Consider the following 15,011-nt stretch of genomic DNA (forward strand, 5'->3'; position numbering starts at 1 on the left):
GTGCGTTTCGCTCCGAGTGACGAGCAGCGTGAGCTCGAGGCGGTCGTCCGTGAGGTGCTCACCGACCGGTGCCCGCCGGCGACGGTACGCGCCGGAGCCGGGTCGGCGCGGGTGACCTCGCTCGCCGAGGGCCTGGCCGGCCTCGGTGTGGCGGGGCTGCTCGTGTCCGAGGACGACGGCGGGCTGGGCCTGGACGAGAACCATCTCGTGTCGGTCTTCGAGCAGATCGGGTATGCCGCTGCCCCGCTGCCGCTGGTGGCGACCCTGGCCGTCGCTCCGGCCGTGCTCGTCGCGGGCGCCCCGGACCTGCTGGCGAGGCTTGTCGAGGGGGCTGTCGAGGTCGGTGCCGACCCTGCGGTGACCGGGCGGGTCGCGTTCGGTTCCGGTGTCGACCTCGTGCTGAGCGGCGGCTTCGGCGGTACCGGGCGCATCGAAATTCTTGACGTGTCCGAGGCGACGGCCTCGGCGGTGCCGTCGGTGGACTTCGAGCTGGACCTGACCGAGCACGCGGACGCGCGGCTCGTGGCGACCGTGGACGACCCGGAGGTTGTGCGGCTGGCATGGGAGCGGGGAGTGCTGGCGACCTCGGCGGAGCTCATCGGGCTGTCGCGACGGATGCTCGAGCTTTCGGTCGAGTACGTGCGCACCAGAGAGCAATTCGGGGTGCCGATCGGCAGTTTCCAAGCGGTCAAGCACCAGCTTGCTACGGCGCTGCTGCAGATGGAGTTCGCCGCGCCGGTGGTGGCGAGGGCGGGGTACGAGCTGGCCGCGGGCGTCCCGGGCCGGCAGCGCTCACTGGCGACGGCCAAGGCGTTGGCCTCTGACGCGGCGCACGTCGTGGGTCGGGCCGCTTTGCAGTGTCACGGCGCGATCGGGTACACGACCGAGTACGACCTGCACCTGTTCCTCAAGCGGTCGTGGGCTCTGGAGTCGTCGTGGGGTAGCTCCGGCTGGCATCGGGCGGCTCTGCTGGAGGACCTCGGTGTCGGGCTGACCGGCGTGCGCCCCGCGTCCTGACCGTTTGCCCCGCGGGCGCCCGGCGGTGTCTCACCGGTGGCCGACGACCCTCACGACACACACCCGACCCCGGGGTGGGATGGAGATCGAGATGAGTGAGACCTACGGCGCGGCCGCGCACGACGAGGCCGTGGAGGTCGTCCGGTACGAGACGCGGGGGCCGGTGGCCGTCGTGACGATGAACCGGCCGGAGTACCGCAACGCGCAGAACTCGGCGATGACCTATGCCCTGGACGACGCGTTCTACCGCGCGGCGGCCGCTGACGAGGTGAAGGTCATCGTCCTGGCGGGTGCGGGGCCGCACTTCTCGGCCGGTCATGACATCGGTACGCCGGGTCGTGACATCGACTCGTCGTTTGACCGGCGTGCCGGTCTGTGGTGGGACCATGTCGGAAAGGCCGGGGCGGACAGTCGGTTCGCCCGCGAGTCCGAGGTGTATCTCGGGATGTGTCGCCGCTGGCGGGAGTTGCCCAAGCCGGTGATCGCCATGGTGCAGGGGGCGTGTGTCGCCGGTGGTCTCATGCTTGCCTGGTCGTGTGATCTGATCGTTGCGGCGGATGACGCGTTCTTCGCCGATCCGGTCGTGCGGATGGGGATTCCCGGGGTCGAGTATTTCGCTCATCCGTGGGTGCTGGGTCCGCGGTTCGCCAAGGAGTTCCTCTTCACCGGCGACCGGATGCCGGCGGCGCGTGCGGCCGAGCTCGGTATGGTCAACCGGGTTGTCGGCAGAGAGGACCTCGAGGCGGAGGTCATGGGGCTCGCCGTGCGGATCGCGCGGATGCCGCGGCTGGGCCTTGCGCTGACCAAGCGGGCGGTCAACCAGGCCGAGGATCTCATGGGTCTGCGGGATGGGATGGATTCGGTGTTCGGGCTGCATCACGTGGCTCATGCGCACAACGCCGAGGTGGGCGATGATTCCCTCGGTGGCCAGGACGCCCGGAGCATGCGTGACGCCGCGAAAAGGGAAGGGTGACCCGCCGCCATGCCGCTCGATCTCATGATCATGGGAAAGATGTGGCTGCCCCGATAGCCAGATCTTTCCCATGATCTGTGAAGGGTTTTGTCAAGTGGTGGTGGCGGTGGCGTTCATGATCCGGTAGAGGTGCCGGGCGAGGTAGCGTTTGAGGCATCGAAGGATTTCGTTGGTGTTGCGGCCTTCGTTGCTGCGTCGGGTGAGGTAGTCCCTGGTCGGGGCGTGGCCGATGCGGCGGCGGGCGGTGATGATGGTGTGTAGGGCGGCGTTGAGGGTGCGGTCACCGCCGCGGTTGAGGCGGTGGCGTTGGTGGCGGCCGGAGCTGGCGGGGACGGGCGCGGCGCCGGCGAGCGCTGCGAACGCCGCTTCGGTGGGTACCCGGCCGTGGTGTGACCAGGCGGTGAGCAGGGTCGCGGCGCTGACCGGTCCGACGCCGGGCAGGTCCAGCAGGGCCGGGCAGATGTCGGTGACCAGGTCCCGCAGTTGGCGCAGGTTCGCGGCGACGAGCCTGTTGAGGTTGGTGACCATGACCGCGAGATGGCTGAGGTGTTCACGGCGGACCGCGGCCTCGATGCCCGCACCCGAGCCGACACCCGAGCCGACACCGGTGCTCGTGGCGGTGCTCGTGGCGGTGCTCGTGGCGGTGCTCGTGGCGGTGGTGCGCAGGATACGGATCTGGACGGCGGTGGCACATCCACGCAACTGCTCGCGGAGCTCGTCGTCGGCGGTCAGGATCATCGACTTGATCACGTTGATGGTGGCGGTGCGGGTGTCGGTGTAGTGCCGGCGGGTGACCAGCAGCAGGCGCAACGCCTCCCGGCCGCCGTCGGCGCGGGGCACCGCCGGCCGTGTCCCACCAGCCGCCCGCCCCCGCGGGGCTGGTTGGGCTGGTTGGGCTGGTTGGGCTGGTTGGGCTGGTTGGGCTGGTTGGGCCAGTTGGGCCAGGTGGGCCAGTTGGGCCAGGTGGGCGCGGGCGGCGTGGACCGCGTCGAGGGGATCGGACTTGCCGCCTCGCCGACGCCGGCTGCTCACCGGTTTCGGCGCCTCGTACACCCGCTGCCCCGCCGAACGCAGTTGCCGGACCAGGCCCAGCCCGTGGGTGCGGGTGCCCTCCACCGACCAGTGCAGCACCTGCCCGGCCGGGACCAGCCCAGCCACCCAGCCCAGCAACCGGTCCCGGCCGGCAGGGCCGGCAGGGTCGGTACCCACCTGGATCTCGGCGTGGACCCCGCCGAGATGGTCCAGCAGCGCCACCGCATGCGTGTCGGTGTGGGTATCCACACCGACCACCCACTGCGGGACACCCGGACCAGTCGATGCAGTCGATGCATCTGTCACGATGGACATGACGGTGCTTCCCTTCTTCTGGCGGTTGCCGTCGACACGGCGTCGGCCCGGGAACACACCCTGCGGCATATCTGTGATGAGTCACGTGGGCAAACACGGACAGGCTTCTGATCAGGCCAGCAGCGTGCACGGGTCGACGCCGGCCGTGTCGGTGGACAGGTCATGAACAAGGCACACCAACCGGCAGCCAGATCATGGGTGGGTCACACCTACACGACCGGCATTGAACCTAACGGATCACGAACCCCGGGCCCGATCACCACCCCTATAGAAGCGTCATGGAGTCGCCCGGCCCGGAACCCGCCGCCCGGGTCCGGCGGCGGTGTTTCCGGCGCCGCTCACGCTCGGTCGGGCGGCCCAGCGGTCTCGGCGGTGAGGCCGTCCAGGAACAGCGAGGTAGCGTCCCCGGCCAGCTTGGCGATCGGGTAGGCCCGGCTCGGCTTGAACCAGCGCACCGAGAGCCAAATGGCCTCGCGCATCAGCCGGTAGACGATTTTCGAGTCCAGGTCGCCGCGGAAGACACCTTCGGCGACGCCGGCGTCGATCACCGTGAGCCAGGCGTCCTGCACCTGACGGCCGGCGTTGCGCAGGTACGAGAAGCGCTCGATGCCCAGCAGGTAGTTGAGATCGTTCTGGTAGATCTCGGCGGCGTGCGGGTGGGCCTCGACCACCTCCAGCGACGCCATGACCAGGTCGTGCAGCCGGACGCGGGCGTCCGTCTTCTGTGCCAGCACCTTGGTGTATCGATCATTGAGGTCACGCAGGAACGACGAGAGGATCTCGTCGACCATGGCCTCCTTGGAGTCGAAGTGGTGGTAAAGGCTGCCGGAGAGGATGCCGACGTCGTCGGCGATCTGGCGGACGGTGGTCGCCGCCACTCCTTTGCGGGCGAACAGGGCTGCGGCGCTGTCGAGAATCGTCTCTCGCCGGTCTCCAGGCTCTCGCGCCAAGGGATCCTCGCAAACGGTCGAACGGGACAATGTTGTGTTCGGGCCCGGCGTCTGCGGCGATTCCCGCCAGCGGCGTCGATGCCGTCGGTGCCGCTGCCCGTGAGGGCCGGCCCAACGCTACCAACTGCCTGGTGTATTGGTGTGACCGCAGGTTCCGGTGGTGAGCACGTCCGAGCCGGCACGGGTGGGCGTCGGTACCGTCGCCTGACCCGGATGCTCGCGGGGCGGCTCAGTCGCGAACGGCAAGACCGTCGAGGAACAGCGCGGTGCAGTCCTGGGCCAGCTTGGTGATCGGGTATGCCTTGCTCGGCTTGAACCAGCGCACCGACAACCACAGGGAGTTACGCATGAGCCGGTAGAGGATCTTCGGGTCGACGTCGGCGCGGAACACGCCCTCGGCGATACCTGCCTCGATCACCCGGAGCCAGGCGTCCTGGACCGCCCGGCCGGCATTCCGGAGGTAGCTGAACCGCTCGAACTGCAACAGGTAGTTGACGTCGTTCTGGTAGATCTCGGTGGCGTGCGGGTGCTCCTCGACCACTTCCAGCGACGCCATGATCATGTCGTGCAGCCGCTCGCGGGCATCGCCCTTCCGCGCCAGCACGGTCTTGTACCGAGTTTGGAGGTCCGTCAGGTACGACGAGATGATCTCGTTGACCATCGTCTCCTTGGAGTCGAAGTGGTGGTAGAGGCTGCCGGAGAGGAGGCCGGCCTCATCGGCGATCTGACGGACGGTGGTGGCCGCCACGCCCTTGCTGGCGAACAGGGCTGCGGCGCTGCCGAGAATCACCTCGCGTCGGTCTTTCAGCACTCGCGTCAACGGGTCCTCGCAGTTCGGCATCGGTTCGGTGGGCCAGGATCGCAGCCTCGTCCGGCGATTGCCACCGATGTGTCGGGGAGGCGGCACGTGCTGCCGGCGCACCGACGGTACGACCGGCACGGTATTTCTACCAAGCGCTTGTTACGTCGGTGTGTCCACGTTTTAACCCGTTTCGCGACGGGCCATTGATCGGTGATCTTCGCACGGTTGAGATCCCGTGTCGACATGGTTCCATGAAGTCGCCCACGCTGCGTCATCGGGCCTGCCGGGCGCGTCGATCGCCGGCCGGGTGGCTCGCGGATCGGCGGGTGCGCAGCGCGATGCCGAGACCGGCAAGCACGGCCAGGCACCCGGCGCAGGCGAACGCCCAGCCGACGTCGAGCATTCGGACCAGCCCGCCGAGGCCCAGGCCGCCGAGCGGGAGCAGGCCACCCCAGCAGACGAAGTACAGGCTCAGGACCCGCCCGCGCTGAGCGTCGTCGACGACGTGCTGCAAGATGGAGTTGATCGACGTCATGATCGAGAAGCTGAGCGCGCCTCCGAGGACCATGAGGACGACGATCAGCGGAAACGATCGCGTCACGCCGATCAGCCCGACGATCACGCCGAGTGCCGCCAGTTGACTCGCCGCCGAGGCCACGCCGAGCCTGCGGCCGCGCCAGGCGACGGACAGCACGCCGAGGAGTGAACCGATGCCGCCCAGGGTCACCAGGATCAGAAACGCGGTATCGCTGTCGGCGGAGACCCGTGCCCCGATCAGCGGGAGCTGTGCCACGTAGGACGAGCCGAACAGGGATGTCGCCGAGACGACGGCGAGTGCCGGGAGCATCGGCCGCCGCTGCCGCACGTGGCTGATGCCGGCCGTGAGCCGTTGCCGGACCGTCTCGACCGGCACCGACGCGGCCGGGCCAACGGACGCGGCGAGCCGTCCGGCCAGGGCCGCGGCGCCGATGGACAGCGCCGCGTAGGCACCGAAGGCGCTGACCGGTCCACCGACCATGAGCACTGGGCCGACCAGCGCCGGTCCGGTGATGCGGGCCAGGTTGACGCCCGCGGACTGCAGCGGTACCGCGCTGACCATGTCCTCCGCCGGGACGACCTTGGCGATGAGGGCATGGCTGGCCGGGGACAGGACGGTGGCGACGCATCCGGCCAGGAAGCTCAGCACCATCAACGCCGGGACGGTCATGGCGGCCAGTGCGGCCAGCAGGGTGGCGGTGACCGCCAGGAGCGACGCCGCGACCTGGACGAGGATGATCAGCGTGCGTCTGTCCCGGCTGTCGGCGACCATTCCGGCCGGCAGGGAGAACAGCAGGAACGGGGCCAGGCCGCAGAAGTAAAGCACGCCCAGGGCGAGAGGGTCGTTGCCGGTACGATTGGCCACCTCCCACTGGAACACGATCGACGAGAACCAGTACCCGAGCTGGCCCAGGATGACCAGCGCCCACAGTGTCCGAAATGGAGGGTGTCGCAGCGCTCGGAACATTACGCCGTTCGCCCTCCTGGGTGGCCTCACGGGCCCGCCGCGGACGAAAGGCGGCGCGTGGTCGTGCGGACACGGCCAGGCACGCCGGTTCGGTGCCGGCGGGCAACCAGTCCTGGCAGCGTAGCAAGCGCTTGGTTGGCCGAGCCAGAATCGGGGCACGACCAGAGCTGATGCGTTCGTCACTGGCTACGGATCTGCGGACCGGATCCCGCCGGCACCGGTGACCCCGCGACGGGCGCGACCCCGCCGGCGGTCCTGGCCGGCGTCGCCGGGGGTGCGGCCGGACCACGTTCGACCGTGACGGGACCGGCACGGTCGCCGTGGTGGTGTTCACCGGGACGGTCATCAGCACCGGCCGGGTCGTGCGCGAGTTGGAGGGATGGGGCCTCGTCACGGCCCTGCCCGGCGACCGGACCGTGGTGTGGAAACCCGCCGGCGACCGTGCGGCCGTGCTCGGCGTCGCCGACCCGCGCAGCGGCCGGATCGCCGTTTTCGGCCGTGCGGCGAGCTGGCAGGGGCGGCCGGAGTGCTCCCAGGACCGCAGCATGCTCGCGTGCGTGGTCGACGGCGCGCTGTCGGTGTGGAAGCTGCCGTGATCACGGTGTCGTGCCGCCCGGTCACCCGCTGCACTCGTTGCGATCGCCCTGGGTGGCGCGCTTGATCGTGAAGGTCAGCGTCTCGCCGGGGCGGACCACCGCGGCGTTGCCGGCGGCGCACCGGCTCGGCACACCGCTCATCGGGGCGCTCGCGGCACAGTCGCCCGAACGCGAGAAAGGAGCCGCCGGGCCGGGGGTTGTGCCCTCGGCCCGGCGGCTCGTCGGTGCGTCAGTTGGTGCGGTGGTACCGGCGGAAAGCGGTGAGCAGGGCGACGCCGGCGACGGTGCTGCCCAGTCCGGTGAGGAGCATGACGGACACGGCCACGCCGGTGACCGGCAGTGTCGACGTGGGGCCGGACGTGCTCGGCCGGGCGACGGTGATCGCGAGGTTCATCGCCCGGGCCGTGCCGTCGGGTGCGACGCCCTGCGCGACCGCCGTGTGCACGCCGGCCGCCAGGCCGGACGGGATCGTGATCGGCTTGGCGAAGCTGCCGCCGGCGTCGGTGACGGCGGTGCCCAGCACGGTCGGTGACGAGTAGATCGAGATCACGACGGTGGAGTGCGGGGCGAAGCCGGTACCGACGAAGGTGATCTGCTGGCCGGGCGTGGCGGTGCTGATCGGGCCCTTGTCGGTGGTCAGGGTCAGGTTCGTGTCCGGCGGGCCGGCCGCGGGCGGCACCGGCGCGGTGACGGTGACCTCGTTCGACGGGCCTGCCGGGGTCGAGTCGCCACCGGCCGAATGGGCGATCACGGTGATGGTGTAGGTGGTGCCCGCAGCCGCGCCGAGCACGCAGGTCGTGTCGGTGGCGGTGGTCGTGGTGCAGGTGGCCGGGCCCGGGCTGGCGGTCGCGGTGTAGCCGGTGATGCCGGTGGTGGTGCCTGGCGCGGTCCAGTGCACGGTGATCGAGGACGTGCCGGCGGTGGCGGTGACCGTCGTCGGCGGCTGGGCCGGCGGCAGGATCCCGAACGAGCGCGAGACCGCCTCGGCGGCCGCGTACGTGGCGTCGCCTTCCTGAGCTGCGGCGACCGTGCAGGTGCCCGCGGCCACCAGCGTGACCGTGGTGCCGGCGACGGTGCAGACGGACGGCGTGTCGCTGGTGTAGGTGAGCGTCAGGCCGGAGGACGCGGTGCCGGTGAGCGTCACGGTGCCGGCCGAGAGCGCCACGTCGGGGAGTGCCCCGAACGTGATCGTCTGCGCCTGCTTCGGCGCGGTGACGGTGAGTGTCCCCATGTCCGGCGGGCAGGGACCCACGCACGGGTACACGTTGGTGATCGCTGCCGGGACGCCGGTGGCGGCGCTGATGGCGATGTCGGCGGTGTTGTAGGTGCCGGCAGCGTCCGCGACGACCGGAACGAGGGCGGCGCAGCCGCCGGTGCCGACGTTCGGGGGCGCGGTGCCACCGGTGACGGTGATGACGCTGCCCCCGGCCGGGGCGCTGACCGTGGCGTCGCAGGCGCTGGTGTTCGGCGGGGTGCCGATGTCGGCCACCTTCAGGTGCGCCGGGAGCGTGGCCGTGAACCCGTAGTTCACGGGCGAGAGGGTCGGGTTCAGGATCCCGATGATCAGCAGGGCGGGCTCGTCCACCGCCACGGTGGTGGGCCCGAGGAAGAGACTCGCCAGGTACGCCTGGGCGGTGACCGTCAGCGTCGTGGTGAAGCCCGGGAAGAGGTTGGCGGACGTGTCGGTCACGTCGCCGACGGACATCGGGTAGGTGCCCTGCTGGTAGGCGCCGAGGTGCAGCGTGAAGTCGCAGCTACCGCCGCTCGGGACGGTCGCTCCGGTCAGCCGGACCGCCCCGTTGGCCGGTTTCGTCACCGTGCCGCCGCACTGGCTGTCGTACCAGGTGTTGCCTACCGTGGTCAGGCCGTTGGGCAACGTCACGGTGAAGCCGACGTCGGTGGTGTCGCCGGTGCCCTGGTCCCAGGTGAGGTGGAACGTCAGGTCGGTCGTCTCGCCGGCGGCGATCGTCGCCGGGGAGAACGAGGCACTCATCATGGTCGAGTTGTTGCCGCCCTCGGCCTGTGCGGACGGTGAAACCGGCGGAGTCGCCGATGCGCCGGCCTTGACGTGGGCCTTCGCCGCCGCTGTCGACGCGGAAGCGCTCGCCTTGGGCGCGGGACGGCCGGCGTGCCGCGCGGAGCCGGCCTGCTTGGCGTCGCGGGCGTGTTTCCCGTTTCCGGCCTGCGTCCCGGCGCGGGTCTGTTTCCCGGCGCGGGTCTGCTTGGTGTCGCCGGCCTGCTTCGCCTTGCCGGCTTGCTTCGTCTCGCTCGCCTGCTTCGTCGCGCCCGGCCGCTTCGTGTGAGCCGGTGCCCGTTTCGCGCCGGCCCGCGGCTTCGCGACCGCCGGCTGGACGTGCGTCCTGACCGTCGCGGCCTCGTCCGCCGCCGCCGCAGGCCGCGCCACCTGCGCCGCCTGCGCCGACTGTGCCGGACCGACCGCCGCCACCATGCCCGTCAGCGCCGCCGCGACGAGGGCCGCGGACGCCGCCCACCGGCCGCGTCGCCGCGCCGGCTCGTACGGTTTCCTCATTTGAACATCCCCCGCAAGATTTGCCTGGTCGCAACGCGACCTCTAGGAGCAATCTAGGCAAAAGGGACGAAATTATGGGTTAATCCCGAAAAAGTCTCCGGATACTGGGTCATGGCGTGGCACGGCGCGCCGGTCGGCGGCGGCTCGGCTCGTTCGGCCTTCCGGTAGGGCCCGCCGCTGCGACCCGGGAGACCGCCCGCCGCCGGGAAGTGCGCTCGGCCGCGGCGGCGCGACGAAGCTGTGCCGCCGGTGCGTCGGTGCCTAACCTGGGGTGGTGACCGCCGAACTGATGCTGTTGCCGGGGGTGTTCCACCGTGGCCGGGAGATCACCGCTCCCCGGCTGTGTGGCCTGTTGGCGCTGCTCGCCGCCGACCTGCGCAACGGTTGCAGCACCGGCCGGTTGATGGACGGGCTCTGGCCGGACGAGCGGCCGGAGCATCCGACAAAGGCGCTGCAGATGCTCGTCTCCCGCGCCCGGGCACAGCTCGGCCCCGACGTTGTCGACACGACACCGACCGGCTACCGCCTCGCGCTGCGTGACGAGGAGGTGGACGCCGCCGCTGTCCTGCTCAGCGCGTCGGCGACCGCGCGGCACACACGGGCGGGGGAGCACGCGGCCGCACTCGCGTCCGCCGAGCAGGGGCTCGCGCTCTGGCCGGGCGGGCCAGGTGCGGGCGCGGCCCGGGACGGCGGTGTCCCCGACGATCCGGTCGCTGTGTTGCGTGCGGATCGGGCCGGTGCGTACCGGTCGCTGGTGCGCTTCCGGGCGCTGGCGTTGTCGCGGCTGGGGCGCAGCGCCGAAGCGGTCGAACCACTCGGCGACGTGGCCCGGCAGCGTCCGCGGGACGAAGAGGTCCTGCTGGAGCTGCTGCGCTGTGAGGCGGCGACGGCGGGACCGTCCGCGGCCCTGGTCAGATACGAGGCGTATCGCAGGTCGTTGCGCGACGAGCTCGGCACGGATCCCGGCTCCGCGCTCCAGGCGGTGTACCAGGAGTTGCTGCGCGGTCAGCCGCCGGTGGCCCGCAACGGCGTGCCGAGCGAGCCCAACCCGCTGCTCGGCCGGGCCGACGACATCGCCGCGGTCGCCGAGCTGGTGCGCACGTGCCGGGTCACGTCGATCGTCGGGACAGGAGGGCTGGGCAAGACCCGTCTCGCGTATGCCGTGAGCCGCCGGGCGGACCAGCGTGTCGTGCAAGTCGTCGCGCTGGCCGGCGTGCGGAGTGATGACGACGTCACGGGCGAGGTCGCCGCGGTGCTCGGCGTCGGCGAGTCGCTCCCGGTCACGGGTGGCCGGCTGGCCGCACGGCCGGACGTGCTCACCGCTGTCGCGGACGCTCTCGGCCCCGGCCCCGTGCTGCTGGTGCTGGACAACTGCGAGCACGTCGTGGGTGGCGTCGCCGAGCTGGTGCGCGTCCTGGTGGCGAGGACCGAGGAGCTGCGGGTGCTCGTCACCAGCCGGGCTCCCTTGGACCTGTCCTCGGAATCGGTGTACCTGCTGCCCGAGCTGGATCCGGCCACGACCGTCGAGCTGTTCGGGCAGCGGGCCCGGGCGGCGCGTCCCGGCGTCGACCTGCCCGCCGAGGCGGTGGAGGAGCTGTGCCGGCACCTGGACGGGTTGCCGCTCGCGGTGGAGCTGGCGGCCGCGCGGGTACGGGTCATGTCGGTCACCGAGATCGTCCGCCGCATCGACGACCGGTTCGCCGTTCTCCGGAGCGGCGCACGGGACACGCCCCAACGGCACCGCACGATGCACGCCGTCATCGACTGGAGCTGGCACCTCCTCGACCCGGCCGGGCAGGCGGCGATGCGCGCGCTGTCGATCTTTCCCGACGGGTTCACCGCCGACGCCGCCGGTCATCTGCTCGCCGGCGACCTCGGGCCCGGCGACATCTGGCACATCCTGGAACTACTGGTCGACCAGTCACTGCTCAAGGTGGCCGAGACCGCGTCGGGCACGCGCTTCCGGATGCTGGAGACGGTGCGCGAGTTCGGCGCCGCGCGCCGGGAGGATGCCGGCGAGACCGGCCTCGCGACCGACCGGTTCCTGGCGTGGGCCCGCGACTTCGGGGTGACGCACCACGCGTCGATGCTCGGGGCCGATCTCGGCGCGTCCCTCGAACAGATCCGGGCCGAGCAGGAGAACCTCGTCCAGGCCCTGCGGCACGGGCTGGACCGGCGGGACGGCGCGACGGTCGCGGCGACCGCGGCAGTGCTGAGCGGCCTGTGGATCGTCGACTCGAACTTCACCCGCGTCGCGACCTCGCTCGGGGAGATCGTCTGGGTGCTGTCGCACTACCGTCCGGAGCCCGCCTTCGTGGAAGCCACGCGGACGGCCGCGGTGCTCTGCGCCGTGAGCGGCCTGGTGGTGCGGGATCTGGGTGGCCCGGCACGCTCCCTGGTCGCACTGCGCCGGCTTCCGCCGGCCCCGCCGGACACCCCGGTCCGGGCCATCCAGATCGTGCTGGGCGCGCTCGCCGAGTCGTCCGGATCGGACCTCACGGCCCTGCGGGAGCTGTGCGACCGCGCCGAGCCGCTCGTCGCGGGCATGGCCAACGCCGCGGCCAGCTACCGCTGGGAGTACGCCAACGACCTCGACGGCGCGCTGAAGGCGGCGGGGCGGACGCTTGCCGCCTTCGAGAACCAGGAGATTCCGTGGCTGCGCGCCGTCGCCCACTCCCGGATCGGCGAGCTGCGTCTCGAGGCCGGTCCCGCCGACGAGGCGGTGCGTCACCTCGGCGCGGCGTTGTCGGCGGTGGAGGAGTCGGGGGCGTGGTCCAGCGCGAACCGGCTGCGATGGGTCCTGGTACTGGCCAACCTGCAACGCGGCGCCGTCGACGAGGCGGAGCGCTGGCTGGAGCGGGCCGTTCAGGACGGTGGGGAGGAGTCGGCCGGCCTGTCGATGTTCGACGTCGCCGTGCGCGCGGAGATCGCGCTCGGCCGCGGTGACGTCGACGCCGGCCTGCGCCTGTGGCGGCGCGCCGCCGACGGGTTGCGCCGCACGGAGCGCCCGGCCGTCGACGGCGACCTGTCCGGCCTGACGCCCTGGGCGTTGGAGGTCCAGGCCATCGCCGTGGCCACGCACACGTACCACGGTCGGCTCGACCTCGTCGAGGAGCTGGCCGGTGCGCTGCCGCGCACGCTGTCGGCGATGACCACGAAGCCCGGCGACGCGAACATCCCGGTGTGCGGTGCGCTGCTGCTGGCGATCGCCGTGGCGGACATCGACCGGGGCAACCACACCGGCGACGCGCATGCCATGCGGTCGGGTGCCCGGATGACCGCCCTGGCCGAGCGCTTCGGGTTCCCGCGAGGATTCCAGCCCGCCATGTCGGCCACACGGGCCCGGCGCGTCGCCGAGGAGGCCGACAGGTCGGCATACGCCGACGCGGTGTCGTCGTATGCCGACCTCGATCGCGAGGGTCTGCGGGCCGCGGTGTCGGCCGCGCTGCTGGCCCGGGGTCAGCTCACCGGTTCGGATCCCGCCTGAACAACGCCCGGGCCCACAGGTAGCCGGCCAGCGCGAGACCGACACACCAGGCGACGGCGGCGATCCCGCTGCCGCCGACCGGCGTGCCCATCAGCAGACCCCGCAACGTGTCGATGATCGGGGTGAACGGCTCGTGCTCGGCGAACCAGCGCACCGGCGCCGACATCGAGCCGGTCGGCACGAACGCGCTGCTGATGAACGGCAGCACCTGAACGACGAGGGTGAACGACGCGGTGCCCTCGGCGTTGTCGGCCGCCAGGCCGACCGCCACCGCCAGCCAGGTGAGGGCCAGCACGAGCAGCGCGACGACGCCGGTCGCCGCGATCCACCGGCCGGCGTCGGTCGTGGGCCGGTACCCCAGGAGCAGCGCGACACCGATGACCAGCGCGACGCTCGCCATCGTCCGAACCAGCGCGCCGACGACGTGTCCGGTCAGCACCGAGGCGCGGGAGATCGCCATGGTGCGGAACCGGGCGATGATCCCTTCGGACATGTCCCGGTTGACCGCCAACGCCGTGGTCGAGCTGCCGTATCCCGCGGTCATCAGGAGAATTCCGGGAACGACGTAGTCGATGTACTTCCCGTGGGAGCCGCCGGCGACACCGGCGTTCAACGCGCCGCCGAAGACGCCGACGAACAGCAACAGCAACAGGACCGGCACACCAACCGACATGATCAACGTAGCCGGGTACCGCAGCGCGTGCCGGAGGGTGCGCCGCACCATCGTCGTGGAGTCACTCAGGGCGTAGGACAGGCTGCTCATCGTACGGATTCCTTGACCTGCTCGGAGGGGTGGCCGGTGAGTGCGAAGAAGACGTCGTCGAGATCGGACGTGTGGACCGAAAACTCGTCGGCCTCGATCGAGGCGTCGTCGAGCCGGCTGAGCAGGGCCCGCAGCGACCGGACGGTGCCGTCGTGCGGGATCTGCAAGGTGAGCGCGTCGTTGTCGCGCTGCCCGTCACCGAATGTCCGGGCGGCCAGGTCGAGCACGGCCGGATCGCTGAACCGCAGGCGGACGTGGCCACCGGGAATGCGGCGTTTGAGCTCGTCCGGCGTCCCCTGCGCGACGAGCCTTCCCTGGTCGAGCACCGCGATCCGGTCGGCGAGTTCGTCCGCCTCGTCCAGATACTGGGTGGTGAGGAAGATCGTGACGCCGCCGGCCGCGAGGTCCCGGATGATGCGCCACATGGTGCGGCGGCTGCGCGGGTCGAGGCCGGTGGTGGGCTCGTCGAGGAAGATGACGCGGGGATCGCCGACGAGTCCCATCGCGAGGTCCAGCCGGCGCCGCATGCCCCCGGAATAGGTGGCCGCCGGCTTCCGGGCCGCCTCCACCAGATCGAACCGGTCGAGCAGGTCGGCGGCCCGGCGCCGGCCCGCACCGCGGCTTAGATGGTGCAGGTCCGCCATCAGGATCAGGTTCTCCTCGCCGGTGAACAGATTGTCCACCGCCGAGAACTGACCGGTGACGGCGATCGCGGCGCGGACCCCGGCGGGATCGCGCGCCAGGTCGTGCCCGGCGACGTGGACCTCGCCGCCGTCGGCGCGGATCAGCGTGGACAGGATCTGCACCGTCGTGGTCTTCCCGGCGCCGTTCGGGCCGAGCAGGGAGAATATCGTCCCCGTGGCGACCCGCAGATCGACGCCGTCGAGGACCACCGTGTCGCCGAACGACTTTCGCAGCCCGGTCGCCGCGATCGCCGTTCGAGATGGGGAAGGAGTCATGTCCCCGAGCGTGCGGCCCGCGAGCTTCGCCGCGGTCACACGGCGGTATCAGGCGTACCGATCGGGGTGTTACCGAGCTGGAC

11 protein-coding genes are annotated in these 15,011 nt (G+C 71.2%); 4 read left to right on the forward strand and 7 right to left on the reverse strand.

Annotated elements, in window-relative coordinates; translation table 11 throughout:
* Nucleotides 1–1,017 (forward strand): acyl-CoA dehydrogenase family protein, encoded by a 1,017-nt coding sequence (locus tag Drose_RS13115; RefSeq protein WP_260728454.1) that lies wholly within the window; start codon nucleotides 1–3, stop codon nucleotides 1,015–1,017.
* 91 nt (nucleotides 1,018–1,108) lie between these two features.
* Complete coding sequence (locus Drose_RS13120; RefSeq protein WP_260728455.1) at nucleotides 1,109–1,990, forward strand: enoyl-CoA hydratase; 882 nt, start codon at nucleotides 1,109–1,111, stop codon at nucleotides 1,988–1,990.
* A 90-nt stretch (nucleotides 1,991–2,080) separates the two neighbouring features.
* Here the strand turns inward: Drose_RS13120 and Drose_RS13125 are convergent, their stop codons facing one another.
* From Drose_RS13125 to Drose_RS13145, 4 genes are all read right to left on the reverse strand, one after another.
* Nucleotides 2,081–3,271, reverse strand: a complete 1,191-nt coding sequence (locus Drose_RS13125) for a transposase (protein WP_260728456.1) — start codon at nucleotides 3,269–3,271, stop codon at nucleotides 2,081–2,083.
* A gap of 404 nt (nucleotides 3,272–3,675) precedes the next feature.
* Nucleotides 3,676–4,287 carry a TetR/AcrR family transcriptional regulator gene (locus Drose_RS38750; protein WP_313900020.1) on the reverse strand — a complete coding sequence of 204 codons (612 nt, stop codon included), beginning with the start codon at nucleotides 4,285–4,287 and terminating at the stop codon, nucleotides 3,676–3,678.
* A gap of 229 nt (nucleotides 4,288–4,516) precedes the next feature.
* Nucleotides 4,517–5,098, reverse strand: a complete 582-nt coding sequence (locus Drose_RS13140; RefSeq protein ID WP_260728457.1) for a TetR/AcrR family transcriptional regulator — start codon at nucleotides 5,096–5,098, stop codon at nucleotides 4,517–4,519.
* 262 nt (nucleotides 5,099–5,360) lie between these two features.
* On the reverse strand, nucleotides 5,361–6,593 hold the full coding sequence (locus tag Drose_RS13145) for an MFS transporter (RefSeq protein WP_260728458.1): 1,233 nt from the start codon (nucleotides 6,591–6,593) through the stop codon (nucleotides 5,361–5,363).
* Nucleotides 6,594–6,916: 323 nt separating this feature from the next.
* Between Drose_RS13145 and Drose_RS13150 the strand changes: the two genes are divergently transcribed.
* Entirely contained in the window at nucleotides 6,917–7,189 is a 273-nt protein-coding gene (locus tag Drose_RS13150) for a hypothetical protein (RefSeq protein ID WP_260728459.1), read from the forward strand.
* A 229-nt stretch (nucleotides 7,190–7,418) separates the two neighbouring features.
* Here Drose_RS13150 and Drose_RS13155 read toward each other — a convergent pair whose 3' ends face one another.
* Nucleotides 7,419–9,719 (reverse strand): DUF7933 domain-containing protein, encoded by a 2,301-nt coding sequence (locus tag Drose_RS13155; RefSeq protein WP_260728460.1) that lies wholly within the window; start codon nucleotides 9,717–9,719, stop codon nucleotides 7,419–7,421.
* A 274-nt stretch (nucleotides 9,720–9,993) separates the two neighbouring features.
* Between Drose_RS13155 and Drose_RS13160 the strand changes: the two genes are divergently transcribed.
* Nucleotides 9,994–13,206 (forward strand): ATP-binding protein, encoded by a 3,213-nt coding sequence (locus Drose_RS13160; RefSeq protein ID WP_260728461.1) that lies wholly within the window; start codon nucleotides 9,994–9,996, stop codon nucleotides 13,204–13,206.
* On the opposite strand, the gene Drose_RS13165 is transcribed toward Drose_RS13160, so the two are convergent.
* Nucleotides 13,184–13,969: an ABC transporter permease gene (locus Drose_RS13165; protein ID WP_260728462.1), complete on the reverse strand. Its 786-nt coding sequence runs from the start codon at nucleotides 13,967–13,969 to the stop codon at nucleotides 13,184–13,186. The two genes, Drose_RS13160 and Drose_RS13165, sit on opposite strands and share 23 nt — an antisense overlap.
* Nucleotides 13,966–14,928 (reverse strand): ATP-binding cassette domain-containing protein, encoded by a 963-nt coding sequence (locus tag Drose_RS13170; protein WP_260728463.1) that lies wholly within the window; start codon nucleotides 14,926–14,928, stop codon nucleotides 13,966–13,968. The genes Drose_RS13165 and Drose_RS13170 overlap by 4 nt, the downstream gene beginning before the upstream one ends.
* Nucleotides 14,929–15,011: the final 83 nt, after the last annotated feature.

It is taken from the genome of Dactylosporangium roseum, assembly GCF_025264685.1.
Classification (GTDB): Bacteria; Actinomycetota; Actinomycetes; order Mycobacteriales; family Micromonosporaceae; genus Dactylosporangium; species Dactylosporangium roseum.

Coding starts and splice junctions, on each gene's coding strand:
- Drose_RS13155 (WP_260728460.1), bottom strand. CDS start 9,719: ATGAGGAAACCGTACGAGCCGGCGCGGCGACGCGGCCGGTGGGCGGCG.
- Drose_RS13120 (WP_260728455.1), top strand. CDS start 1,109: ATGAGTGAGACCTACGGCGCGGCCGCGCACGACGAGGCCGTGGAGGTC.
- Drose_RS13145 (WP_260728458.1), bottom strand. CDS start 6,593: ATGTTCCGAGCGCTGCGACACCCTCCATTTCGGACACTGTGGGCGCTG.
- Drose_RS13165 (WP_260728462.1), bottom strand. CDS start 13,969: ATGAGCAGCCTGTCCTACGCCCTGAGTGACTCCACGACGATGGTGCGG.
- Drose_RS13170 (WP_260728463.1), bottom strand. CDS start 14,928: ATGACTCCTTCCCCATCTCGAACGGCGATCGCGGCGACCGGGCTGCGA.